Annotated in this window: 23 protein-coding genes; 13 read left to right on the top strand and 10 right to left on the bottom strand. The window is 70.7% G+C overall.

What is annotated here, in order from left to right:
- Nucleotides 1–80: 80 nt before the first annotated feature.
- Nucleotides 81–1,454, bottom strand: coding sequence for a hypothetical protein (locus ABZ463_RS24590; protein ID WP_362779319.1), 1,374 nt, complete (start codon nucleotides 1,452–1,454; stop codon nucleotides 81–83).
- A 232-nt stretch (nucleotides 1,455–1,686) separates the two neighbouring features.
- On the opposite strand from ABZ463_RS24590, the gene ABZ463_RS24585 reads away from it, so the two are divergent.
- The gene (locus tag ABZ463_RS24585) at nucleotides 1,687–2,319 is read left to right on the top strand and encodes a helix-turn-helix domain-containing protein (protein WP_352014245.1); all 633 of its coding nucleotides are present in this window, start codon (nucleotides 1,687–1,689) and stop codon (nucleotides 2,317–2,319) included.
- 7 nt (nucleotides 2,320–2,326) lie between these two features.
- Here the strand turns inward: ABZ463_RS24585 and ABZ463_RS24580 are convergent, their stop codons facing one another.
- From ABZ463_RS24580 to ABZ463_RS24570, 3 genes are read right to left on the bottom strand one after another with little or no spacing between them, the layout of a single operon-like run.
- The gene (locus ABZ463_RS24580; RefSeq protein WP_352014246.1) at nucleotides 2,327–3,043 is read right to left on the bottom strand and encodes a DUF981 family protein; all 717 of its coding nucleotides are present in this window, start codon (nucleotides 3,041–3,043) and stop codon (nucleotides 2,327–2,329) included.
- A gap of 45 nt (nucleotides 3,044–3,088) precedes the next feature.
- Entirely contained in the window at nucleotides 3,089–3,532 is a 444-nt protein-coding gene (locus ABZ463_RS24575) for a MarR family transcriptional regulator (RefSeq protein WP_352014247.1), read from the bottom strand.
- Entirely contained in the window at nucleotides 3,529–4,428 is a 900-nt protein-coding gene (locus tag ABZ463_RS24570; RefSeq protein WP_352014248.1) for a LysR family transcriptional regulator, read from the bottom strand. Before ABZ463_RS24570 ends, ABZ463_RS24575 begins: the two co-directional genes overlap by 4 nt.
- A gap of 95 nt (nucleotides 4,429–4,523) precedes the next feature.
- On the opposite strand from ABZ463_RS24570, the gene ABZ463_RS24565 reads away from it, so the two are divergent.
- A complete protein-coding gene (locus ABZ463_RS24565) occupies nucleotides 4,524–5,867 on the top strand; it encodes an MFS transporter (protein ID WP_362779313.1) in 1,344 nt (447 codons plus the stop codon).
- On the opposite strand, the gene ABZ463_RS24560 is transcribed toward ABZ463_RS24565, so the two are convergent.
- Entirely contained in the window at nucleotides 5,844–6,206 is a 363-nt protein-coding gene (locus tag ABZ463_RS24560; protein ID WP_352014250.1) for a VOC family protein, read from the bottom strand. The genes ABZ463_RS24565 and ABZ463_RS24560 overlap by 24 nt on opposite strands.
- 141 nt (nucleotides 6,207–6,347) lie before the next feature.
- On the opposite strand from ABZ463_RS24560, the gene ABZ463_RS24555 reads away from it, so the two are divergent.
- From ABZ463_RS24555 to fahA, 3 genes are read left to right on the top strand one after another with little or no spacing between them, the layout of a single operon-like run.
- Entirely contained in the window at nucleotides 6,348–7,517 is a 1,170-nt protein-coding gene (locus tag ABZ463_RS24555) for a homogentisate 1,2-dioxygenase (protein ID WP_352014251.1), read from the top strand.
- Nucleotides 7,514–8,266: a hypothetical protein gene (locus tag ABZ463_RS24550; protein ID WP_352014252.1), complete on the top strand. Its 753-nt coding sequence runs from the start codon at nucleotides 7,514–7,516 to the stop codon at nucleotides 8,264–8,266. The genes ABZ463_RS24555 and ABZ463_RS24550 overlap by 4 nt, the downstream gene beginning before the upstream one ends.
- Complete coding sequence (fahA, locus tag ABZ463_RS24545; RefSeq protein WP_362779308.1) at nucleotides 8,266–9,402, top strand: fumarylacetoacetase; 1,137 nt, start codon at nucleotides 8,266–8,268, stop codon at nucleotides 9,400–9,402. Before ABZ463_RS24550 ends, fahA begins: the two co-directional genes overlap by 1 nt.
- A gap of 86 nt (nucleotides 9,403–9,488) precedes the next feature.
- Here the strand turns inward: fahA and ABZ463_RS24540 are convergent, their stop codons facing one another.
- Entirely contained in the window at nucleotides 9,489–9,797 is a 309-nt protein-coding gene (locus ABZ463_RS24540; protein WP_352014254.1) for a hypothetical protein, read from the bottom strand.
- A 109-nt stretch (nucleotides 9,798–9,906) separates the two neighbouring features.
- On the bottom strand, nucleotides 9,907–11,523 hold the full coding sequence (locus ABZ463_RS24535) for an ATP-binding cassette domain-containing protein (protein WP_362779304.1): 1,617 nt from the start codon (nucleotides 11,521–11,523) through the stop codon (nucleotides 9,907–9,909).
- 130 nt (nucleotides 11,524–11,653) lie between these two features.
- Here ABZ463_RS24535 and ABZ463_RS24530 point away from each other — a divergent pair, with 130 nt between their 5' ends.
- From ABZ463_RS24530 to ABZ463_RS24500, 7 genes are all read left to right on the top strand, one after another.
- On the top strand, nucleotides 11,654–13,570 hold the full coding sequence (locus tag ABZ463_RS24530) for an ATP-binding protein (RefSeq protein ID WP_362779302.1): 1,917 nt from the start codon (nucleotides 11,654–11,656) through the stop codon (nucleotides 13,568–13,570).
- 52 nt (nucleotides 13,571–13,622) lie between these two features.
- On the top strand, nucleotides 13,623–14,345 hold the full coding sequence (locus ABZ463_RS24525; RefSeq protein ID WP_362779299.1) for a TetR/AcrR family transcriptional regulator: 723 nt from the start codon (nucleotides 13,623–13,625) through the stop codon (nucleotides 14,343–14,345).
- Between the two features lie 83 nt (nucleotides 14,346–14,428).
- Nucleotides 14,429–14,863, top strand: a complete 435-nt coding sequence (locus ABZ463_RS24520) for an NfeD family protein (protein ID WP_352014258.1) — start codon at nucleotides 14,429–14,431, stop codon at nucleotides 14,861–14,863.
- 175 nt (nucleotides 14,864–15,038) lie between these two features.
- Nucleotides 15,039–16,118, top strand: coding sequence for an SPFH domain-containing protein (locus tag ABZ463_RS24515; RefSeq protein ID WP_352014259.1), 1,080 nt, complete (start codon nucleotides 15,039–15,041; stop codon nucleotides 16,116–16,118).
- Between the two features lie 152 nt (nucleotides 16,119–16,270).
- Nucleotides 16,271–17,299, top strand: a complete 1,029-nt coding sequence (tdh, locus tag ABZ463_RS24510) for an L-threonine 3-dehydrogenase (protein ID WP_352014260.1) — start codon at nucleotides 16,271–16,273, stop codon at nucleotides 17,297–17,299.
- Entirely contained in the window at nucleotides 17,299–18,471 is a 1,173-nt protein-coding gene (locus tag ABZ463_RS24505) for a glycine C-acetyltransferase (RefSeq protein ID WP_352014261.1), read from the top strand. Before tdh ends, ABZ463_RS24505 begins: the two co-directional genes overlap by 1 nt.
- A gap of 153 nt (nucleotides 18,472–18,624) precedes the next feature.
- Complete coding sequence (locus ABZ463_RS24500) at nucleotides 18,625–19,278, top strand: phosphatase PAP2 family protein (protein WP_352014262.1); 654 nt, start codon at nucleotides 18,625–18,627, stop codon at nucleotides 19,276–19,278.
- 114 nt (nucleotides 19,279–19,392) lie between these two features.
- On the opposite strand, the gene ABZ463_RS24495 is transcribed toward ABZ463_RS24500, so the two are convergent.
- Both ABZ463_RS24495 and ABZ463_RS24490 read right to left on the bottom strand, forming a co-directional pair.
- Nucleotides 19,393–20,049 carry a response regulator transcription factor gene (locus ABZ463_RS24495; protein ID WP_362779295.1) on the bottom strand — a complete coding sequence of 219 codons (657 nt, stop codon included), beginning with the start codon at nucleotides 20,047–20,049 and terminating at the stop codon, nucleotides 19,393–19,395.
- 158 nt (nucleotides 20,050–20,207) lie between these two features.
- Nucleotides 20,208–21,914: a histidine kinase gene (locus ABZ463_RS24490; RefSeq protein ID WP_362779293.1), complete on the bottom strand. Its 1,707-nt coding sequence runs from the start codon at nucleotides 21,912–21,914 to the stop codon at nucleotides 20,208–20,210.
- A 128-nt stretch (nucleotides 21,915–22,042) separates the two neighbouring features.
- Between ABZ463_RS24490 and ABZ463_RS24485 the strand changes: the two genes are divergently transcribed.
- Nucleotides 22,043–22,960 (top strand): LysR family transcriptional regulator, encoded by a 918-nt coding sequence (locus ABZ463_RS24485; RefSeq protein ID WP_352014265.1) that lies wholly within the window; start codon nucleotides 22,043–22,045, stop codon nucleotides 22,958–22,960.
- On the opposite strand, the gene ABZ463_RS24480 is transcribed toward ABZ463_RS24485, so the two are convergent.
- The gene (locus ABZ463_RS24480) at nucleotides 22,947–23,627 is read right to left on the bottom strand and encodes a hypothetical protein (protein WP_352014266.1); all 681 of its coding nucleotides are present in this window, start codon (nucleotides 23,625–23,627) and stop codon (nucleotides 22,947–22,949) included. The genes ABZ463_RS24485 and ABZ463_RS24480 overlap by 14 nt on opposite strands.
- Between the last annotated feature and the right edge of the window lie 66 nt (nucleotides 23,628–23,693).

Genomic DNA, 23,693 nt, shown 5'->3' with positions numbered 1-23,693 from the left:
CCTCCGTTCGGTGGAAACACGAAACCCCAGTCCCACGGTTCGGGTCGTGGGCTGGGGTTTCCGCGTTCGGCCTGGGAGGGTCAGGCGATCGTCAGGTAGACCTGGCTGAAGGTTTCGGCGATCTTCTTGAGGTCGGTCGCCGTGTCCACCTCGGGGGTCGCCGGGGTGTAGACGGCGGCCATGCGACGCTGGATCGGGGCGAGCTTCTTCAACTCGTCCCAGGCGGTCAGCCGGGTGACGGTGCCCTTGGCGTCCTGGACCCGGGTCCAGACGTTCACCTGCTGGGCGGAGCCGTCCAGGACGGGCTTGGAGACCCTGGCCGCGATCTGCTCCGCGGTGACCTGGCCGACCAGGCCGGTCTCCTCGGCGGCGACCTGGCCCAGGGCGTCCCAGGCGCGGGCGCGGACCTGGATCCACTGGTTGGCCTGGGCCTGCTCCGGGGTGATCTTCCAGGCGGTGTAGCCGCCGTAGGTCAGGCCGTTGTCGAGGGAGAGCTGGTCGACCCGGCCGGAGATCAGGTGCGACTCGACCCGCTCGGGGGCCAGCAGCGGGTAGCGCTTGCGCATCTCGGTCTTGCAGGCCTCGTCACCGCCGCAGGCCAGCTCGGGGACGACCGTGTGGACGCCGAGACGCTTGCCCGGCGCGGCCTGGCGCAGCGCGGCGGAGGCGGCCGTGACGAAGGCCAGCACCTCGTCGTCGGTCTTGAAGGTCGAGTTGTAGCCGAGCTGGGAGCTGAACCGGATTCCGGCGACCTCGGGGCGGGCGGCCAGGGCGGCGACCCGCTTGACGGCGGCGGAGAAGTTCTGCGCCCCCGCCTTCCAGTCGTCGGCCAGCTCGGTGTCGATCCAGACGCGCAGGCCGGTGCCCTTGGCGGTGGTGATCACCTGGCCGACGGGACCCTGCGCGGCGGCGGTGACCTCCTGCGGGGTCGGGACCGTGGCGGCCGCCTGCTGGGCGGTCTGGGCCGTGGCGTTCTGGGCGGTGTTCGCCTGGCCGGTGGGCTTGAGGCCGCTGCTCTGCTCGGGCGCGCTCTGCGTGCCGTCGCCGCCCTCCTGGTAGCCGCCGACCGCGCACTCCTGGCCCGCCTCGCACTCGGGCGCGCCGTCGGCGTCCGCGCCCTCGGGGAGCGGGGTGTTCTCGTCGCCCACGGTGCCGTCGCCCTCAAGCTGAGGACAGGAGCTTCCCGGGGCCGAGCAGTCGATGAACTGGCCGTCGGTGGCGGTGGCGGACTTGAGGTTGGCGTTGTCGTTCGCGCTCCAGAACTTCACGATGTCGTATGCCTCGTCCGGCTTGGCCAGCCAGCGGCACACGATGAAGGCGGGGGCGTCGTCACCCATCAGATCGTTGCAGCTGCGATCGTCGTCCTGTGAGAAGGCCGCCGCAGCCGGCGCCAGCGCTCCGATGACCGCGACGGCCGCGCCGACGGCAAGAGTCCGTCGCAGGTTGATTCGCATGTCCCGAACTCCCAGTGATCCAGTCAAAACGATCGTTTCGCACCCTATACAGATCTCCGATCCCTCAACAGGCTTAGTCAGGAAATAGCCAGAAACCCGCCATATCCCAGTCAGCTCAGCTTGGCCATACCGAAATGCCATACCGACGGTCCCGTACGGCGGAGGCCGCGCGGACATCACATTGGGACACCACGGATAATCGGGGCATGTTCCCAGCCCTGTGGACGCCCTGATGGCCGCGGAGTCCTCGCAGACCCTTGAACGCGGTCTGCGCCTGCTGCGCCTGCTCTCCGACGGCAGGCCCGGCCGGACCCCGACCGAGCTGGCCGCGGAGCTGGGGCTGAGCCGCCCGGCGGTCTACCGCCTGCTCACCACCCTGCAGAACGAGGGGTTCGTCAGGCGGGACGGTGAGGGCCGTCTCCACCTGGGCTTCGGCGTCCTCGTCCTGGCCAGGGCCGTACAGCCGTTGCTGCGTGAGGGCGCCCTGCCCGCCCTGCGGCGGCTCGCCGAGGAGGTCGGGGCGACCGCGCACCTCACGGTCGCCGAGGGGGAGGATGGGCTGGCCGTCGCGGTCGTCGAACCGTCGTGGACGGACATGCACGTCGCCTACCGCGAGGGATCGCGTCACCCGCTGACCAAGGGGGCCGCAGGACTGGCCGTGCTCGCCCTGCGCGAAGGCCGTACGGGCCATGTGGTCACCGAGGGGCATCTCCAGGAGGGGGCCAGGGGCATCGCGGCGCCCGTGCCCGGGCTGCCGTGGCTTGAGGCGTCGGTCGGCGTGGTCTCCTTCACCCCGCTGGACCCCGAGGTCGTCGGCCCCCGGGTGGCCGCCTCGGCCGTCGAACTGTCCCGGTCCCTGGCCTGAGCCCGGCCTACATGGTGTTGACGATCAGGCCGATGTGGGTGAAGTAGTTCAGCGCCCCGAACAGGGTGAAGGCGATTCCGGCCACCCCCCAGCACACCCCGACGACGGTCGTGAGCCCTCCCCCCTTGGCCCGCAGCGCCAGCGGGAAGAGCACCGCGCCCAGGCCGACCAGGACGTAGAGGCCGGAGATGAACGTCGCCTCAAGCAACGGCATGTCGGCGAAGGCCCCGGAGATGGGCTCCTGGGGCGGGGCGGCGAACAGGGTGTAGGTCCATCCGGCCGCCGCGATGCCGAAGCACCCGAGCCCCATGCCCGCGACGAACAGGGAGACGGGGCCCGCCGTACGGGCGAGCAGGGCGGGGCGGTCCAGCGCGGCGGCCAGCAGCACGCCCTTGCGCCACAGGTAGAAGGCCGCGAACAACAGCAGCGCCCCGAAGGCCAGTGCGGGCTCCCCGAAGACGATGTTGTCGAAGGGGAAGCCCTGCCCGGCGAGCGGCCAGGTGAGCGTCATGTGCAGGCCGGTCGTCGTGAGGATCAGGCCGAGCACCCCGAAGGCCAGCGCCCAGCCCTCGAAGTGGTCGTTGATCCTGCCGCGCAGCACCTTGTGCCCGAGTGCGACCACCAGGACCAGCCCCACACCCGCCGCGACCGCCATGATCGTGTTGTAGGTGGGCATCCTGGCCCAGTCGATCTTCAGTCCAGGGGCCGCCCCCGCTATCCACATAAGGAACCATTTCCCTATGTAGTCACACCAAAACGGTCAGTAATCTCACGAGGTGCTGTGGACCGTGTAGAGCCGGGCGACCATCTCGTTGAGCAGCTCGCGTTCGGCCGGGTCGAGGGGCGAGAGGAAGTCGGCCTCCACCTCGGTCATCCGTGTCACGGCCTCCTCGACGGCCTGTTTACCCTCCTCGGTCAGCAGGACGAGCTGTTTGCGCCGGTCGGCCGCGCTGCGGGCCCGCCGGGCATAGCCGAGCCGCTCCAGCTTGTCGATCACCGCGACCATCGTCGTGCGGTCGAGGCCGGACAGTCCGCACAGGTCACGCTGTGACGCCTCCCGGTCGCCGGCGAGGCTCATCACCCGCAGTTCCTTGCCCGTTATCCCCCACCGCCGCAGTTCGTCCTCGACCCGGTCGCGGACGAGACCGCCCAGGCGCAGGAGCAGGTAACCGGTCGCCGAGGAGATCCGCCGCTCCGCGCTCCACGTGCTCACCCGCCCAACCTACGGCCTGGGTCCGCCACGGCGTACAGGACCTCGCGCAGGCCGGGGACGTCCTCCCGGTCGGCGCGCCAGACGAGCCGCAGCGCCAGCGGGGTGGTTTCGACGGCGAGCCGTACGAGGGTGCCCTCGTCGAGCTGGGCGGAGACCGCGAAGTCGGGCAGCAGGGTGACGCCGAGACCGCGTTCGGCCCAGGCGCGCATGACGGAGACCCCGCCCGCCCTGACCCGGCGCATGTCCTGCCCGAACAGGCGCTCCCCGGCCAGCCAGAACGAGCAGGCGGGCACGTTGACCAGCAGGTCCTGGCCGCGCAGGTCCCGTCTGGTCACCTCTCGCCTCCCGGACAGCGGGTGCCCCGGGGCGGCGACGAGCACGAGCCGTACGGTCTCCAGGTCGAGGAAGTCGAGCGGCGCCGACGGCAGGCCGAAGCCGAGCCCGCCGAGCCCCTCCCCCGCGTCCAGCAGCAGCGCCGCGTCCAGGTCGCCCTCGGCGACGCCGGCCAGCAGCCGGTCCCTGGCGGCGTCGGAGCTCACCTCGACCCGCAGTTCGGGGCGCCGCACGGCCAGCCGGGTGAGGATCGCGGGCACGTGGGTCGCGGCGATGGTCTCCAGCGCGCCCAGACGCAGCTCCCGCCCGCCTCCGACGACGTCGAGTCTGGCCTGTTCGGCCTGGTCGAGGAGTCGCCGCGCCCACGACCGCATGCGCTCGCCGGCCGGGGTCAGGCCCATCCCCCTGGGCCCGCGTTCGAACAGCGCCACTCCCAGGGACCTCTCCAGCACGCGGATCTGCGCCGAGACTGAGGAGGGCGCGTTGCCGAGCGCGTTGGCGGCGTCGGTGACGGTCCCGTGCCTGGCGACCGCCTCGAAGACCTGTAACTGGCGAAGCTCCATGTCGGGCGAACCCCCGGCGAGCGTTCGGATATTCCGAACGGAGCCTGCGTTCTCTCCGGTGGAGCCGTACGGCCCGGCCCACGACAGTGACCCGCATGACCATCGGTTCCGCCAGGCGTTCCCTGGCGTTGTTCGGCATCTCCCTCGGCTACTTCACGGTCCTGCTCGACATGACCGTGCTCTCGGTGGCCGAACCTGATCTGGCACGCTCGCTCGGCGGCTCGGTCGCGGGCCTGCAGTGGGCCGTGTCGGGCTACACCGTCGTGTTCGGCGCCCTGTTGCTGTCCGCGGGGGCGATCAGCGACAGGTTCGGCGCGCACCGGGTCTTCCGGGCTGGCGTCGCCTTCTTCGGGGTCGGCTCGCTGCTGAGCGCGCTGTCACCCGACCTGTGGACGCTGGTGGCGGCGCGGGCGCTGCTCGGCGCCGCGGCGGCGGCCTGCGTGCCCGCCTCCATGGCGATGATCAGCACGCTCTACCCGGTTCCCGCCGAACGCGCCAGGGCACTGTCGGTGTGGGCGGCCGTCAGCGGGGCCGCGCTTGCCGCCGGGCCGATCGCCGGAGGGCTGCTGGTCGGCCTGTCCGGCTGGCGGGCCGTGTTCCTGATCAACGTCCCGCTGGCGGCGGCCGTACTGGCGCTGACGGCGGGGCGCGCGGTGCGCTGCCCGCGCGGCGACCGCGGGATCGGCTGGCCCGCCCAGCTCGCGGTCTGCGTGGCCCTCGGGCTGGGCACCGACGCGCTCATCGCGCTCGGCTCGGGCGAGCCGGTCCACGCGCTGGGGTCCGGTGCCGCCGCCGTCGCCGCCGGGGTGGCCTTCGCGGCGCTTGAGAGGCGCGGCACCGAGCCGGTCCTGGCGCCCGCCGTGCTGCGGGCCCCCGGTATGACGCCCGCGCTGCTGGCCGGTGCTGCGGTCAACTTCACGATGGCCGGGGTGCTGTTCGTGCTGCCGTTGCTCTTCCAGCGGACCCTGGAGCTGTCCCCGCTCGAAACCGGGGTGGCCTTCCTGCCGATGACGCTGCCGTTCGCCGTCAACCCGCTGGTCACCGGCAGGATCGTCGCCAGGTCGGGGCCGCGCGGGCCGGTGACCGCAGGCCTGGCCCTGCTGACCGCGGGCGGTGTGATCTTCGCGGTCGCGGTCACGACCGGGTCGGCCTACCCGCTCCTGGTCGCCGGTCTGCTCTGCACCGGTTTCGGGGTCTCCTTCGCGCTGCCCGCGCTGGTCACCACGGTCGTCGCGGCGGCCCCCACCGGTACGGCCGGCGCCGCGGGCGGCCTGCTCAACGCGGCCAGGCAGGTCGGCGCCACCCTCGGTGTCGCCGTGATGGGCGCCCTGCTCACCCCGGCCCCCGCCGGCACGGCCCGCGCCCTCCTGGTACCCGCCCTGCTCTGCGCGGTCGCCGCGCTCACCCTCGGGCGTTCACGGACGCCCTCCCTCAGGTGAGAGGAACTCCAGGCGGTTGCCGTGCGGGTCGGCGCTGTGGAAGCGGCGCATCCCCGGGAAGTCGTCGGCGAAGTCGACCGGGTAACCGGCCTCGCCCAGACGCCGGGCCCAGTGGTCGAGATCCTCGACCATGAGGCCGGGGTGCGCCTTGCGGGCCGGGCGGAAGTCGGCCTCGACACCCAGGTGGAGTTCGATGCCGTGTCCCCTGAACCAGCATCCGCCACGGGCCGCGAGGAGAGGAGGCTTGGGGATCTCGGTCAGGCCGAGCACCCCCTCGTAGAAGTCGCGGGACAGTTGCTCGCTCCCGGGAGGACAGGCGAGCTGCACGTGGTGAATCATCACAACCCCCTAAGTATCTCGACATCAAGATACTTCACCTCGACACGGGAGTCCATGTTTGACATCGGCTCACCCGTTGACGGAAGGTTGTACGTATAAAGGACAACAATGTCCGATAAACGGACGAGCTTGGAGAAGCGGATGCCGTACTACCGCGTCGTGGGTGAGATTCCCCGCAAGCGACACGTGCAGTTCCGGCGGCCCGACGGCGGGCTGTACGCCGAGGAGCTGATGGGTGAGGAGGGCTTCTCCAGCGACTCCTCACTCCTCTACCACCGGTACCTGCCCACGGCGATCATCAAGGCGGAGGCGGTCGAGGCCTCCCCCTCCGCCACGCTCACCCCCAACCTTCCGCTCTCCCCCAGGCACTTCCGCACCCAGGACCTCCCGACCGGCGGTGACCTGGTCTCCGGGCGCGGCCTGCTGGCGGGCAACGCCGACGTCCGCATGTCGTACGCCGCGACCGAGGCCCCCAGCGAGCTGTACCGCAACTCCATGGGCGACGAGTGCGTCTACATCGCCTCGGGACGGGTCACGTTCGAGTCCACCTACGGCGCGCTCGAAGCCGGGGAGGGCGACTACGTCGTCGTGCCGACCGGGACGATCCACCGCTGGGTCCCCCAGGGTCGCGTCACGGCCTTCGTCATCGAGGCCGCCGGGCACATCAGGCCGCCCAAGCGCTACCTGTCGAAGTACGGCCAGTTCCTCGAACACGCCCCCTACTCCGAGCGCGACCTGCGCACCCCGCAGGAGCCGATGCTCGCCGAGGGCGAGGAGGTCCCGGTGCTGGTCCGCACGCGCGGCGGGCTGACCCGGCTCGTCTACCGCAACCACCCCTTCGACGTGGTCGGCTGGGACGGCTGCCTGTACCCCTACGCCTTCAACATCAGCGACTTCGAACCCGTCGTGAAGCGCACCCACGCCCCGCCGCCGGTGCACCAGACCTTCGAGGGACCGAACTTCGTGGTCTGCTCGTTCTGCCCCCGGCCCCTCGACTTCCACCCCGAGGCCATCCCGATCCCCTACAACCACCACAACGTGGACTCCGACGAGCTGATGTTCTACGCGGGCGGCGACTACACCGCGCGCAAGGGCTCGGGCATCGACGTCGGCTCGATCTCGCTGCACCCCGCCGGGTTCACCCACGGCCCCCAGCCCGGTGCCGTCGAGGCCTCCGTCGAGGCCGTACGGCAGGGCCACACGCAGACGAGCGAACTGGCCGTGATGGTGGACACCTTCCGGCCCCTCGACCTCGGCTCGACCGGCCTGTCGGTCGAGGACCCCGCCTACGCCTGGACGTGGGCCCGATGACGCTCTTCGACGCCCTGGTCGACGACGCCGGGCTCTTCCCGCCGACCGCGCTGCCCATGGCCAGGGCCCTGGCCAGGCACCGGGCGGACCTCGCGGCGGGCAGCCCGGTGCTGACCCACCGTTTCCTGTGCGCGGCCAGCCGGATCGGCGAGCTGCGCGAGCACCTGGACCACCCGATCAGGCTCGGTCTCGTCCTGGACACCCCCGACCTGCCGCCGCTCGACGGTCTCGACGTCGAGCTGGTCGAGGTCCCCGGGAGGGTCGTGGACCTCGGTGACCTCAAGGCCCGGCTGTTCGTCGAGGTCACCCCGGCCCAGCTGCCCTTCGACCCGCCACAGGGGGTGGGGCTCAAGGTCAGGTGCGGCGGGACGGTCGCCACCGCCTTCCCCTCCGCCCAGGATCTGGGCGCGTTCATCTCCCACTGCGTCGAACGCGGCATCCCGTTCAAGGCCACGGCCGGACTGCACAACGCGGTGCGCCACTTCGACCCGGCGCTCGGCGTCGACCGGCACGGCTTCCTCAACCTCGTCCTGGCGGTCTGCGCCGCCGTCGACGGCCGTGACCCGGCCGCCGTGCTGGGCTCGACGGACGTGGGCGAGCTGGTACGGCTGGCCCGCGAGGTCTCCGAGGACGTCGCGACCCGCGCCAGGCAGCTGCTGGTCTCCTACGGTTCGTGCAGCACGAGCACGCCGATCGAGGACCTGCGAGCCTTGGGGCTCATCGAGAACGCAGTAGAGGAGAACGTGTGATGTCCTGGGGTGTCGAACACCTGCCCTACGGGGTCTTCTCCCGGCACGAGGGGGAGACCCCGCGCGTCGGGGTGCGCTACGGCGAGCACGTCGTGGATCTCGCCGGAGTCCTGCACGACGAGGTGTTCGCCACCGGCTCGCTCAACGCCTTCATGGCCAGGGGCTCGGCCGCGTGGCGGGACACCAGGACGGTGCTCCAGAACAAGCTGCGCACCGACCCCGGCGCCGTCGAGGCGCACCTGGTCCCGCTCGACCAGGTCAGGCTGCACCTGCCGTTCGAGGTGGCCGACTACGTCGACTTCTACTGCTCCCTCGAACACGCCTCCAACCTGGGCCGGATGTTCCGGCCGAACGAGGAGCCGCTGAAGCCGAACTGGCGCCACCTGCCCGTCGGCTACCACGGCAGGGCGGGAACCGTCGTCGTCTCCGGCACCCCGGTCGTCAGGCCGTCGGGACAGCGTGGCGCGGGGGTGTTCGGGCCGTCGGCGAAGCTGGACATCGAGGCGGAGCTGGGGTTCGTCGTCGGCACGCCGACCGCCCTCGGCGAGCGGTCGGGCCGGTTCGCCGACCACGTCTTCGGGGTGACGCTGGTCAACGACTGGAGCGCCAGGGACATCCAGGCCTGGGAGTACGTGCCGCTCGGCCCCTTCCTCGGCAAGTCCTTCGCCACCTCGGTCTCCCCGTGGATCACGCCGCTGGACGCGCTGTCGGAGGCGCGGACCCCCGGTGTCGCGCAGGATCCCGAGCCGCTTGACTACCTGCGCAGGGACGAGCCGTGGGGGCTGGACCTGACGCTGGAGGTCGCGCTGAACGGGGAGGTCGTCTCGCGACCGCCGTACCGGGGGATGTACTGGACGCCCGACCAGATGCTCGCCCACATGACGGTCAACGGCGCGAGCCTGCGCACCGGCGACCTGTACGCCAGCGGCACGGTCTCCGGCGCCGACCCCGACCAGCGGGGATCGCTGATCGAGCTGACCTGGAACGGTACGGAACCGCTCAAGCTGCCCGACGGCTCGTCGAAGACCTTCCTTGAGGACGGCGACACGGTCACGATCACCGCGACGGCCCCCGGCCCCGGCGGCACCGTGATCACCCTCGGCGAGGTCTCCGGCACCGTCCTGCCCGCCCGCTGAGTCGCTCCTGGTTCGAGGGACGGGTCAGCGGATCCGTCCCTCGAACCACACCGGCTCCGACGAGCACGGCACGGGCATCAGCCGGGTCAGTGTACGAACTTCACGCTCTCGAACCGGGTGTCCGTCGAGCTTCCCGGGGAGAGTTCCTTGATGACCCTGCCGTGGCAGCTGTTTCCCTCGTACAGCAGCGCGTCACGGTTGGTCTTGTTGGTGGCCCCGGCGGAGTAACCGACGCCGTAGCAGAGGTTGTCCTTCGGCGTGAGCAAGGAGTTCGGGAGTCCGGCGGAGGTGTACTCGAAGGTTCCGGACGCGGCGGAGGCCAGGCCCGGGGTGGCCAGGACGAGTGCGGCACAGGCGGCAAGAGCGCCCAGAGTAGTGGACATTGCACGTCGCAAGCTGATCACTCCTTGTTGTTGACTGGCCACAAAGAGTAATTGAAGGGGGGTCGAGAAACCAGGAGCCTCCACTTCCGGAGGCCCGGCCGAGCCGTCCGAGGGGCCGGGTTCAGCGGACCCGTCCCTCGTCCCACACCGGCTCCGCCGACTCGCGGACCCGCCCGTCCGCGCCGAAGACCAGGTAGCGGTCGAAGTCGTCGGCGAACCAGCGGTCGTGGGTGACGGCCAGCACGGTCCCGTCGAAGGCGTCGAGCCCCTCCTGGAGCGCCTCGGCACTGGCCAGGTCGAGGTTGTCGGTCGGCTCGTCGAGCAGCAGCAGGGTCGCCCCCGACAGTTCGAGCAGCAGGATCTGCAGTCTGGCCTGCTGCCCGCCGGAGAGCGTCTCGAACGGCCTGGCACCCGCCGGGGCCAGCTCATAGCGGGCGAGGGCGGCCATGGCCTCGTTCAGGGTCAGCGCGTGCCCGGTGGTGATCAGTTCCGCGGGCGTACGGCCGTAGAGGTCGGGACGGACGTCGGTCTGGGTGAAATGCCCGGGAACGACCCGCGCCCCCAGCCGCACCGTCCCCGTGTGGCGCACGGAGGGGGTCGCCCCGTCCGCCGCCTGGGCCAGGAGCCTGAGGAAGTGGGACTTGCCCGAGCCGTTCGACCCCAGGACGGCCACGCGCTCGCCGTACCAGATCTCGGTGTCGAAGGACCGCATCAGGCCGGTCAGTTCGAGGTTCTCGCACAGGACCGCCCGTTTGCCGGTGCGTCCGCCCCGCAGTCTCATCCGGATGTTCTGCGCCCTGGGCGCCGCCTCCGGTGGCCCCGCCTCCTCGAACCTGACGAGCCGCGTGCGGGCGGCCCGGTAGGCGGAGGCGAGCGCGTCGTTGGCGGTCGCGCCCTGCCGCAGGGTGTGCACGGTGTGCCTGAGCCTGGCGTGCTCCTCGTCCCAGCGGCGGCGCAGTTCGTCGAGCCGCTCGACCCGGGCGGAACGCCCCTGGGCGTAGGTGGCGAACCCGCCGCCGTGCACCCAGACCCGGCGCGACTCGACGGTGACGACCCGGTCGGTGACGGTGGCCAGCAGCCGCCGGTCGTGCGAGACGAGCAGGACGGTCTTGGCGGTCTCCAGCAGGCGCCGTTCCAGCCACTGCTTGGCCGGGACGTCCAGGTAGTTGTCCGGCTCGTCGAGCAGCAGGACCTGGTCGGGACCGCGCAGCAGCGCCTCAAGGACGAGCCTTTTCTGCTCGCCGCCCGACAGGGTGTTCACCGGCCGGTCGCGAAGCTCCTCGTACGGCACGCCGACGGCCTCCGTCGCGCAGGTGTCCCAGACGACCTCCATGTCGTAGCCGCCCGCGTCGCCGTAGTCGGCGAGCGCCTGCGCGTAGCCGAGCTGGGCGGGCTCGTCGTCCCGCGCGGCCAGTACGGCCTCGGCGTCCCGCAGGGTGGCGACGGCCGTACGGATCGGGTCGGGGGCGACGGACAGCAGAAGGTCGCCCACCGTCCTGTCGTCCCCGACCCCACCGATGAACTGTCGCATCACCCCCAGGCCGCCCGAGTGGACCACCCGCCCGGAGTCGGGCCGCAGGTCACCGGCGACCAGCTTCAACAGCGTGGTCTTCCCCGCCCCGTTGGGGCCGACGAGCCCGGCCTTGACGCCCTCACCGACCCGGAAGGACACCTCGTCGAGCAACACCCGCCCATCCGGCAACCGATACCCGACCCGCTCAACCTCGACATGCCCCACGACCCCTCCTCCCCTCTAGACCAACGATCGAGTCACTGGACCGTTGATCCAGTGGTCGATCACCATACTAGACTCCTCCGGCTCGGTGATCTTTCGCCTGGTCTCACACGCTGTCTGGGATAGTGACCGTGTGCGTACGGTTCACATCGAGGCCAAACCCGACCATCTGTTGCGCCTGGCCAAGCAGAGGGACCCGATCGGCGCGGTCGCGGAGATGGTCTGGAACGCGCTGGACGCGGAGGCGAGTCTCGTCAGCATCGATCTTGAGCTCAACGAGCTGAACGGCGTGGAGTCGGTCCGCGTCACCGACAACGGTCACGGCATGCCGAACGCCTCCTGTGCGAACTACTTCGGCGGCCTGGGCGGGTCCTGGAAGACCACCGCCAAGGTCTCCCCCGAACTGAAGCGCGGGCTGCACGGGCACAGCGGGCAGGGCAGGCTCCGTGCATTCGCGCTCGGTGAGCAGGTCCGCTGGATCAGCGTCGCGAAAGCGGTGGACGGTCGGACCGAGCGAACGGTGATCAGCGGAGCGGTCGACCGGCCCGCCGACTTCGAGATCTCCGAACCGGAGACCGTCGAGGAGTCGTGCGGGACGCGGGTTGAGGCGTCGGTTCCCGCCGATTTCGTCACCCGTCTCACCCACGAGGACACCGCCCAGCAACTGGCCTCGACCTTCGCTCCTTTCCTCGCGGCCAACCCCGACGTGCGGATCGTCTACCAGGGCACGCTCCTCGATCCGGCCATGGTGTGGACGGACACGGCCGAATACACGGTGCCCTGGTCGGAGGACGTCCACCCCGCACCGGTACTGCGTGTCATCGAATGGCCCAAGGACGTCGGGCGGGTGCTCGCCCTCTGCGACGCCAGCGGCGTCGTCCTGGACGAACTCTCTCCCGGCATCCAGGCGCCCGGCTACCACTTCACGGCGTATTTGCTGTGGGACGGCTTCGTCGAGCGCCGGGGTGATCTGCCACTGGCGGAGATGGACGAGATCGGTCCTCTTCTCGCGCTTGCGCGGGAGAGCCTGCGCGCGCACGTCAAAAGGCGTGAGCAGGAACGCCGCGCCAGGCTCATCCACGAGTGGAAGTCCGAGGGGGTCTATCCGTACGCGGAGGAGCCCGCGGAACCGGCCCAGGCGGTCGAACGCGAGATGTTCGACGAGGTGGCCACCAGGATCTCCCGGCGCCTGCCCGGCGCGACGCAGAGCAAGAGAACCACCCTGCGACTTCTCCGGGAGATCATCGCCCGTGACCCGAGCGGGCTCTACCCGGTGCTGGACGAACTGTTCCGGCTGCCCCAGTCGGAACAGGAGGAGCTCCGGCGAATCCTCCAGCGGACGAGCCTCTCCGAGGTGATCAAGGCGACCGGGCAGGTCAGCGACCGGCTCGACTTCCTGGCCGCCCTGAAGAAGCTGGTCTTCGAGCCGGAGATCAGCCGGACCGTCAGGGAACGGAGCGAGTTGCACAAGATCCTGGAGCGTGAGACCTGGATCTTCGGCGACGCCTACGCGCTGATGGTCAGCGACCAGAGCCTGGACGCCGTACTGACACGCCACCTTGAGGAACTGGGCCGTGGCTCGGAGGTCGGCGGGGCGACGCCTGTCCGCCGCGAGGACGGCAGGACGGGCATCGTCGATCTCCTGCTCGGACGCGCGCACCGTGGCAGCACGGGACGGGAACACCTCGTGGTCGAGCTCAAGGCCCCCAGGGTCAGGATCGGGCAGAGCGAGGTCGCCCAGATCAAGAGTTACGCCGAGGCGATCGTCAGCGACCCCCAGTTCCGCGACGCCCGTGTCTCATGGGACTTCTGGGTCGTCTCAACCGAGATGACGGACATCGTCAGACGGGACGCCAGCGCCCCGGACCGACCGCCGGGCTGCATCGCCGAGTGGGGAGGCGGTGTCCGCATCTGGGCGCGCACCTGGAGCGAGATCATCGACGACTGCGAGGCTCGGCTCCACTTCTACCGTGAACGGCTGAACCACGATCCAGCCGCGGAACACGCGATGGAATACCTCCGGCGGGTGCACGGACAGGCGGCTCCGTAAGAGACCGGACCAACGATCTAGTAACCGGACCGTCGATACTAAACTCGGTCGTGTGGACGACGAAGAGGTGAGGGCATCCCGTACGGCTCGGCAGGGGGCCGGGGAGGTGTGGTTCCGGCCGGCGCGGGCCAGGAGGGAGGCCCCTCCGCTCAGCAGGGAGCGCATCGTGACCGAGGCGGTCGCGCTGCTGGACGAGGAGGGGGCGGAGCGGCTGACCATGCGGCGGCTCGCCGAGCGTCTCGACACCGGCTCGACCACGCTGTACTGGCACGTCAGGACCAAGGACGACGTGCTCGACCTCGCCCTCGACGCGATCTTCGGCGACGTCGGGCTGCCCTCGGGCGGCGGGGCGGACCGGTGGCGCGCGGACGTCACGGCCCTGATCGGCGGGTGGCGTGCCGCGCTGCTACGCCATCCCTGGTCGGCGGCCCTGCTCGGCCGCCCCCTCATGGGGCCGAACGTCCTGGACCGCGCCGAGTTCCTGCACGCCACACTGGTCGCCGCGGGCTTCACCGAACCACACCTGTCCGCCGCGGCGTACGGCCTGTCCAACTACGTCATCGGCTCGGCGCTGATGCAGGCCACCTGGCTCGCACGGGATGAGAGGGCGGCGCGGGAGGCGGCCGAGGAGCACCTGCGGACGCGTCGTGAGCGTTACCCCACCCTCGCCGAGTACGGCCCGCCGATCGGCAAGGACTGGGACACGGCCTTCACCATCGGACTTGACTTCCTGCTCGACGGCATCGAGACGCGGCGAAACACCCCCGCGGAATGACTACCGGGTTTCAAATATCGGCATACCGTAGGGAAGGGAACCTCCTGGACATCCGAGCCGTTCATTATTAAGGAGGGCCGGAGATGGATTACTGGGTCATCTGGTTGATTCTCGCGGTGGCGCTCGGCGTCGCTGAGATCTTCACGCTGACCACCGCCCTCGGGCTGCTCGGCGGCGCCGCGCTGATCACCTCCGTCACCGCCGCCCTCGGCCTGCCGCTTCCCCTTCAGTTCCTGGTGTTCGCGGTCACCACGGTGGCGGGAATGGTCGTGGTACGGCCCATCGCCAGACGCCACCTCAAACCGCCGCCCGCCGACAGACGGTTCGGCGTCCAGGCCCTGGTCGGCAAGTCCGCCTACGCCCTGAGCGAGGTGACCGGCAGGGACGGCCGGGTCAGGATCGGCGGCGAGGAATGGTCCGCGAGAGCGTACGACGAGACGCTGGTGATCCCGGCGGGAGCCGTCGTCGACGTCATCGAGATCGAGGGCGCCACAGCGCTCGTCTATCCCCGGGATTGACATCCTCCCGCCGCAAAGCGGGGACTCCACGAAAAGGAGGTCACATTGAGGTTCACGGTTCTCAGGCCCGCCCGGCGGCGAGCCTCCCCGCGCGACAACGGCATGCCCTGCCGTTCCAGCCTCCCTTCCCGCCCCGAAGGACGAGACCTCCAACTCGTAGACGACAGGTGACCACATGGACCCACTGCTGATCGCCGGACTGCTCGTCGTGCTGTTCGCCGTGTTCACGGTGTTGCGCGCGGTGCGCATCGTCCCCCAGTCCCGGGCACGCAACGTGGAGCGGCTCGGCCGCTACCAGACCACGCTCAAGCCCGGCCTGAACTTCGTGATCCCCTACATCGACCGCGTCTACCCGATGATCGACCTGCGTGAGCAGGTGGTCTCCTTCCGTCCGCAGCCGGTGATCACCGAGGACAACCTCGTCGTCGAGATCGACACCGTGCTGTACTTCCAGGTGACCGACCCGAGGGCGGCCGCCTACGAGATCGCCGACTACATCCAGGCCGTCGAGCAGCTCACGGTCACCACCCTGCGCAACGTCGTCGGCTCACTCGACCTGGAGATGACGCTCACCTCCCGCGACACGATCAACAGCCAGTTGCGCGGCGTGCTGGACGAGGCGACCGGCAAGTGGGGCATCAGGGTGAACCGGGTCGAGATCAAGGCGATCGACCCGCCCAAGACCATCAAGGAGGCGATGGAGAAGCAGATGCGCGCCGAACGGGACAAGCGCGCCGCGATCCTCACCGCCGAGGGACAGCGCCAGTCCCAGATCCTCACCGCCGAGGGTGACAAGCAGAGCGCGATCCTGCGCGCCGAGGGTGAGCGCAGCGCCGCGATCCTCAAGGCCCAGGGCCAGTCCCAGGCGATCGACGAGGTCTTCCAGGCCGTCCACCGCAACGACCCCGACCCCAAGCTGCTGGCCTACCAGTACCTCCAGGTGCTGCCCGAGCTGGCCAAGGGCCAGGGCAACACGTTCTGGGTGATTCCCAGCGAGGTCACCTCCGCGCTCCAGGGTGTGTCGAAGGCCTTCACCGAGTCGCTGCCCCGGTCGAGCGCGACCAGGGAGACCCCCGCGATCGACGAGGCCGCCAAGGAGGCGACCGAGAGGGAGACCGCCCAGGCTGAGCAGGCCGCCGCGGAGGCGGTCGCCGAGGCCGCGGAGAGCGACATCGGCCCCCGCCAGATCGGCCCCGGCGCGCCTGCGATGCCCGACCCCCTGGAGACGAGGAACCGGGACAGAGCCGAACGCTAGATCCCTGGAAGATCCCCTCGGTCGCGGAGGAAAAGCCCAGCTCGGCACAAGCATGAAGCAATGCTGTGGGACGGGTTAAGAAAACCGCGATGGACACCTCAAGAACCGGCCCGGCACAGTGCGTAGGGTCGGAAGCTGAGGGGGGATCTTCTATGAAAGCGCTGGTCAAGGAGAGGGCGGAGCCCGGACTTCGGCTGGCCGATGTGCCCGAGCCGGTCATGGGCGCGGGTGAGGTGCTGATCAGGGTGCTGCGTACCGGCATCTGCGGCACCGACCTGCACATCCGTGATTTCGACGCCTGGGCAAGGCACACCCTGCGGCCCCCGCTGATCGTCGGGCACGAGTTCTGCGGCGAGGTCGTCGAGGTGGCGCCCGGCGTCGAGGACGTCGCGGTCGGCGACCTGGTCAGCGGGGAGGGGCACCTGGTCTGCGGCAAGTGCCGTAACTGCATGGCCGGGCGGCGGCACCTGTGCCGCAACACGGTCGGCCTCGGGGTCAACCGTGACGGCGCCTTCGCCGAGTACCTGACGCTTCCCGCGTCCAACGTCTGGGTGCACAGGACCCCGGTCGACCCGGACGTGGCGGCGATCTTCGATCCGTTCGGCAACGCCGTACACACCGCGTTGACCTTCCCGATGGTCGGCGAGGACGTGCTGATCACCGGGGCCGGGCCGATCGGGCTGATGGCCGCCGCGGTCGCCACGCACATCGGGGCCCGCAACGTGGTCGTCACCGACGTCAGCCCCGAACGGCTGGAGCTGGCGGGCAAGCTGGGGGTGAACCTGGCGCTGAACGTGGCGGAACGTTCCATCGCGGACGGCATGCACGAACTGGGCCTGCGCGAGGGCTTCGACGTCGGCCTGGAGATGTCCGGGAACCCGAGGGCGCTCCGTGACATGATCGCCAACATGACGCACGGCGGCAGGATCGCCATGCTCGGCCTGCCCGCCGAGGAGTTCGCGGTCGACTTCTCGACCGTCGTCACCTCGATGCTCACCATCAAGGGCATCTACGGCAGAGAGATGTACGAGACGTGGTACTCCATGTCGGTTCTCCTGGAGAAGGGGCTTGACCTGTCCCCCGTCATCACCGACCGCTTCTCCCACCGCGACTTCGACGCGGCCTTCGACACCGCGGCGAGTGGCAAGACCGGAAAAGTCATCATGGATTGGACCGCCTGATGTTCGACAACGTCCGCGCCGACCTGCGTGACACCCTCGACGAGATCGCCGCCGCCGGGCTGCTCAAGCCCGAGCGGGTCATCACCACCCCCCAGCGGGCGGACATCGCCGTCGCCGGAGGCGGCGAGGTGCTGAACTTCTGCGCCAACAACTACCTCGGCCTGGCCGACCACCCCGAAGTGGTCAACGCGGCCAGGGAGGCACTCGACCGCTGGGGCTTCGGCATGGCCTCGGTGCGTTTCATCTGCGGCACCCAGGAGGTGCACAAGCAGCTTGAGGCACGGCTGGCCGACTTCCTCGGCCAGGAGGACACGGTCCTGTACAGCTCCTGTTTCGACGCCAACGGCGGGGTCTTCGAGACGCTGCTCGACGAACGGGACGCGGTGATCTCCGACGCGCTCAACCACGCGAGCATCATCGACGGCATCCGGCTGAGCAAGGCCCGCCGCCTGCGCTACGCCAACCGTGACATGGCCGACCTCGAAGCCAGGCTCAAGGAGGCCTCGGACGCCCGGCGCAGGCTGGTCGTCACCGACGGTGTGTTCTCCATGGACGGCTACGTCGCGCCGCTGCGTGAGATCTGCGAGCTGGCCGAGCGGTACGAGGCCATGGTGATGGTCGACGACTCGCACGCGGTCGGCTTCGTCGGCGCCGGCGGCCGGGGCACCCCCGAGCTGCACGGCGTCATGGACCGCGTGGACATCATCACCGGCACCCTCGGCAAGGCGCTCGGCGGCGCCAGCGGCGGCTACGTCTCGGCGCGCAGGGAGATCTGCGAGCTGCTGCGCCAGCGGTCCCGCCCCTACCTGTTCTCCAACTCGCTCGCCCCGGCCATCGCCGCCGCCTCGTTGCGCGTCCTCGACCTGATCAGCACCTCCGACGACGCCCGGGTACGGCTGCGCGCCAACACCGAGCGGTTCCGTACCCGGATGACCGAGGCCGGGTTCGACCTGCTGCCCGGCGACCACCCCATCGTCCCGGTCATGATCGGCGACGCGGCCGAGGCGGGCGCCATGGCCGAGCGGCTACTCGAACAGGGCGTCTACGTGATCGGCTTCTCCTACCCCGTCGTACCGCACGGCAAGGCCCGCATCCGGGTCCAGTTGTCCGCGGCCCACTCGCTCGACGACGTGGACCGTGCCGTGGAGGCGTTCGTCGCGGCCAGGAGGTGACCTCTCCCGGCCCTGACGGTTGACCGACGGTTGCCGCAAGCTCCTGACGGTTGACGAAAGTCAACGCACACCGGCGACGATCGGCGGCTGTGTGCCATATCCCCTGATTCCTACCTTCGTAAGGTCGTTGACCAGGGGATATGCGGAGGGGCCATGGATGACGGACTGTATCGGGACGTCGTGGAACTCGCGGCGAGAACGCCGGAGTGGTTTCGGGGGCTGGCGGAGACGGGCACCGACGGGATGCTCGTGGTGTTCGCCGTGCTGTACCTGTGGGCGTGGTGGCGGGCCAGGAGAGGCTCCGCCGGGATGATGGCGCTGGCGCTGCTCGGCCCGGTGGGTACGGTGGCCGCCTACGTGGTCAGCGAGGTCGTCAAGGTGGTGCTGCGGGAGGATCGGCCGTGCCGGGCGCTGCGTGGGGTGTCCACGATCGTGCCGTGCCCGCCGTACGGGGACTGGTCCCTGCCGAGCAACCACGCGACGCTCGCGGCCGGAGCGGCGGCCGGGCTGGTGCTCGCCTGGCGGGCGCTGGCGCCGTACGTGGTGGTGCTGGCGCTGCTGGGCGGGGCGTCACGGGTTTTCGTCGGCGCGCACTATCCGCATGACGTGGTGGTGGGGCTGCTGCTCGGCGGGGTGCTGGCGCCGGTCGTGGTGCTCGCGCTCAGCGGTCCCGCGACCGCGCTGGTCGAACGGCTGCGCGGACTGGCGGCGCTGCGCCCGCTGCTGCTCGCCCCCGGCGGTCTCACACCTGAGGCTCACTCCGGCCCGGGTCGCTCCCGCTCGCGGGCCGCCCGCCGTACCGGATGACCACACCCGAGGCCCGCTTCCCGCTGGGGTCGCCACCACCCAGCCGGTGGTCACGCTTCCGGCCCGGGTCGCCCACACCCGGCCGGATGATCACGCTTCCGACCTGGGTCGCTCTCACTCGCGGCGCACCAGCCGGGCGTCGTGGGCGACGACCGCGGCCTGGACTCGGTTGCGCACGCCCAGGCGGCCCAGGATCGTGCTGGTGTAGGTCTTGACGCTGCCCTCGGCCAGGTGGAGACGGCGGGCGATCTCCGCGTTGGACAGCCCGGCGCCGATCAGCGCGAGCACCTCCCGTTCACGGTTGGTCAGCACCGCGACCCGGTCACGGGCCTGCGCCGTCCTGGACAGGTCGTCACCGGTCAGCTCCCTGATGACCCGGGCCGCCACGCTGGGTGAGAGGTAGGCGCCGCCCCCGGCCACCGCCCGAACCCCGAGCAGGAACTCCCTCGGGTCTCCGGTCTTGAGCAGGAAGCCGGTGGCGCCGTCGGCGAGGGCGCGGGAGACGTAGGAGTCCTTGCTGAACGTGGTCATGATCAGCGCCGCCGTCGCGGGTGCCACGGCACGCAGTTCGGCGGTGGCGGCCAGGCCGTCCAGGCGCGGCATGCGGATGTCGACCAGCGCCACGTCCGGCCGGTGGGCACGCACCGCCTCGACCAGCTCCCGCCCGTCGGCGGCCTCGGCGACCACCTCGATCTCCGGATCGGCCGACAGGATCATCCGCACCCCGGCACGGACCACCGCCTCGTCGTCGGCCAGCACCACTCGCACCACCGTCGTCCCCCTCTCACCCGGCCCTGTCGAACTCCCGTACGAGAACCCGTGGGCCTCTTCACCTCACATGACCCCGCGGAACCCCCGTTCGAGCCCACGAACATCACACGTGTCCCCGCAGGACCCTCACGCGGCCCTGCGGAACCCTCGCGTGGCTTCTACGGGCTCCGGTTCGCGGGCAGGAAATCCTTGCTCACCAGGCGCCCGCCCGCGAAACACAGCCGGAACAGCTCACGGTGCGAGGCGTCGAAGGGGTTGGCGTGGGTGCCGTAGTAACGGCAGTCCGCCCCCCGTGGCCTGGCCGGTTCGCCGGGCACCGGCCCGTCGATGCGGGAACGGCCGGGCAGCACCCGCGCCACGGCCGTCTGGTCCTGGCCGGGACGCAGTCGCTGGAAATCTTCGGGGGTCAGCACCGAGGACGCGGCGTCGTAGATCATGAAGGCCACCACCACCAGGGTGACCACCGTGACGGCGGTGACGGCGGTGACGACCGCGGTGACGCGCGTGCGGCGTGCCCTGAGCCGTGCCCTGGCCAGATGGGTCGCCGAGACCGAGACCGGCCCCGGCTCGGCGATCTGTCCCGGTGCGTGGGGCAGGCGCGCGCTCAGCTCGAACCCCTCGCCGGGTTCCCCGGCCGGTTCGATGCCCGCTCCCTCTCCGGGCTCCCGGCCGGCCCCTCTCCCGGGCCCCGCGCCCCTTGCCGGCTCCCCGAACCTCCCGAACCCCTCGCTCTTCGGCCCCGCCCGCAGGGAGCCGCCGCACAGCCGGACCCGCTCCCTGAGCCCTTCGAGCCCGTGTCCACCGGACGCGCGGTCCTGGGGGCGGCGTGCCGGACCCGTGGTCACCGTGACCACGGTCTCCGTGGCCAGGTGCTCGACCGTCACGATGACCGGGGCACCGGGGGCGTGCTTGGCGGAGTTGGTCAGGCCCTCCTGCACCACCCGCCGCAACGCCCGCTCGGCCATGGCCGACGGGAGAGAGCCGCCGGAGAGAGGGCCGCCTGAGGGAGGGCCGTCCGGGCGGGAGCCGTTGGGCAAGGGGCCCTCACCCACGGTCCTCAGCTCGACCCGCATGCCCGCGGCCCGAGCCCGCTCGACCAGCTCGGGGACGCCCTCCTCCTGGGCGGTCCCGGTGTCGTGGTGCAGCATGTCCACGATCTCCTGCAGCCGCTCCGAGGCGGCCGTGACCGCCCTGCGCGCCTCGCCCGCCGCCAGCCGGTAGCGCTCGTCGAGGCCGGGAGCCACCTCAAGCCCACCGATCCGCAGCGCGACCAGCCCGAGTTCGTGCCCGAGCAGGTCGTGCATGTCACCGGCGATGCGGGTGCGCTCGCGGGCCCTGGCCTGCTCGGCGATGAGCCGCTGGGCGCGTTCGAGCTCCTCGGCCCGTTCCCAGCCCTCCCTCGCCAGCAGTAGGTACTGCCTGCGGGCGCGTCCCGCCAGCCACGGCACGACCGCGCCCAGCACGGCGCCCGAGACCGCGACGAACCCGGCTCCCGCGTCGCTGACCAGCGGTGTCACCGTCCCCGCCAGGACCAGCAGCCCGCCGAGCGCGGCCACCGCCTGACCGGCCCTGTCCATCCGGACCCCGGCGAGGTAGGCGAACACCGCCATCGCCGCCAGCACCGTGAACGGGTTGCCGCGTGTCGCCTCGACCAGCCACAGCCCCGACCCCAGCAGCATCGCCGCCAGCGGCCGGGCACGGCCGAGCGCCACCCCGGCGCCGATCACCGCCAGGCAGGTGAACGCCCCCCACCACGCGAGGGGATGGGCCGTCCTTGAGGTGAACCCGGCCAGCAGCACCGGCACGGCCAACGACGCCCACAGCAGCACCGCCGTGAGCGTCTTTCCCCCTGTCCCCGTAGCCATCCCGGCAACGTTATCCACCCCCGGAGGGTGCTCCCATCGCCGAAAGTCAACCTGTGGATAACCTCCAGCGGGCCGGAAACAACCCCTGTTTGTACCTGTCTGTAAATAATTCCGGCGAAAATGGGCAGGTGATAGACACGCGACGGCTCAGGACCCTGCGTGCGGTGGCCGACCACCGGACGGTCACCGCCGCTGCCGCCGCGCTGCACCTCACCCCCTCGGCCGTCTCCCAGCAGCTCATCGCCCTCGAACACGAGGTCGGCCACCGGCTGCTGGAACGCGACGGCCGGGGCGTACGACTGACCGCCGTCGGCCGCATCCTGCTGGGTCACGCCAACGAGGTGCTCGCCCAGCTGGAACGGGCGGACGCCGACATCGCCGCCTACACCGCGGGCACGGCCGGGGAGGTGACGGTGGCCTCCTTCGCCACCGCCATCGGCCTGCTCGTCGCCCCGGCCGTCGGCAGGCTCAAGGACAAGGAGCCCGGCATCCGGGTGCGCGTCCTGGACGCGGAGGGGGACCAGAGCCTCACCATGGTCCTGGACGGCGCGGTCGATCTCGCGGTCGCGGTCGAGTACCGGGGTGCCCCTGCGGAGACCGACCGCAGGCTCTCACGCATCCCGCTCTACTCGGAGCCGTTCGACGTGGTCCTGCCCCGCGAGCACCCGCTGGCGGGGCAGGAGGTGACGGTGGCCGACCTGCACGGCGAGACCTGGATCGGCCCCTACCCCGGCAACCCCTGTCACGACGTGATCGCGCTGGCCTGTGAGCACGCGGGTTTCACCCCCGAGTTCGCGCACTCCTCGGACGATTTCAGCGCCGTCGTGGCGCTGGCCGCCGCCGGGGCGGGGGTGGCGATGGTGCCGCGCCTGGCGCTGCGCGGCCCCGACCTGTCGGGGGTGGCGGTCCGCCCGGTCTCGGGCCCCGAACGCCGTGTCTTCGCCGCCGTACGGCGAGGCGCGGAGCACCACCCCCTGCTCGTCCCCCTTCTGGACGCCCTACGGGACGTCGCGACGGAGCCGGGTCACCCCGCTAGCAGTTCCTGACGCTGTGCACAGGGGTCCAGTCGCCGCTGCTGTCCCTGCTGTGGGCCGGCGGGGTGGTGTAGATGAGTTTGCCGCTCTTGTTGTACATCCGCGCTCTCGTGCCCTTCGTCTGGTTGTTGTCCCAGGACCCGTTGCCGACGAGGGAGATGGGGTATCTGCCGCAGCTGTACATGTCGATCGTGGTGCCCCTGAAACCGGGCTCCCGCCAGGCGCAGAAGTGTCCGTAGGCCGCCTTGCCGCCGGCGCAACCACTGGCGGAGACGAGCCCGGCCTCGGGGGACAGGTCACGGGGGGCGTCCTCTTCGGGGAGGGCGATGAACACGTCCGCCTTCCCGTCGACGACGACCTTGTTGAGAGCCACCTGTCTGCCTCCCAGCGTGGACAGGTAGAGATTCGCGCTGTTCTGCAGTGTGGTGATCTGTTCCTCGGTCAGCCCCGCGGCTCTGCCCTGCTCGGCGAAGGCCGCCTGCGCCTCGGGCGGGGTCGCGTTCGCGAAGTTCTCTGGCGGGGTCACGCTCTTGGAGTCTCCGGAAGGAGTCACGTTCGTGGGATCGTCGGGCGAGGTCGTGGCCCCTGCCCCCTGGGCGGTGAGGAACAGAGCCAGCGCGGCGCCCGACAGCACGGCCAGGGGCCGCGCCGTACGCCTTGCCGATGTGATGGCACGCATGGACAGTCGTCCTTTCGTTGGTGGAGAGGTTGCGACGCCTTCCGCGGAAGGTCCCCGGCCGTCTTC

Origin of the sequence: Streptosporangium sp. NPDC020145, assembly GCF_040631275.1 — a bacterium.
Taxonomy (GTDB): Bacteria; Actinomycetota; Actinomycetes; order Streptosporangiales; family Streptosporangiaceae; genus Streptosporangium.
Note: the sequence above shows the minus strand (reverse complement) of the source record. Positions and strands in the feature narration are given on the sequence as shown.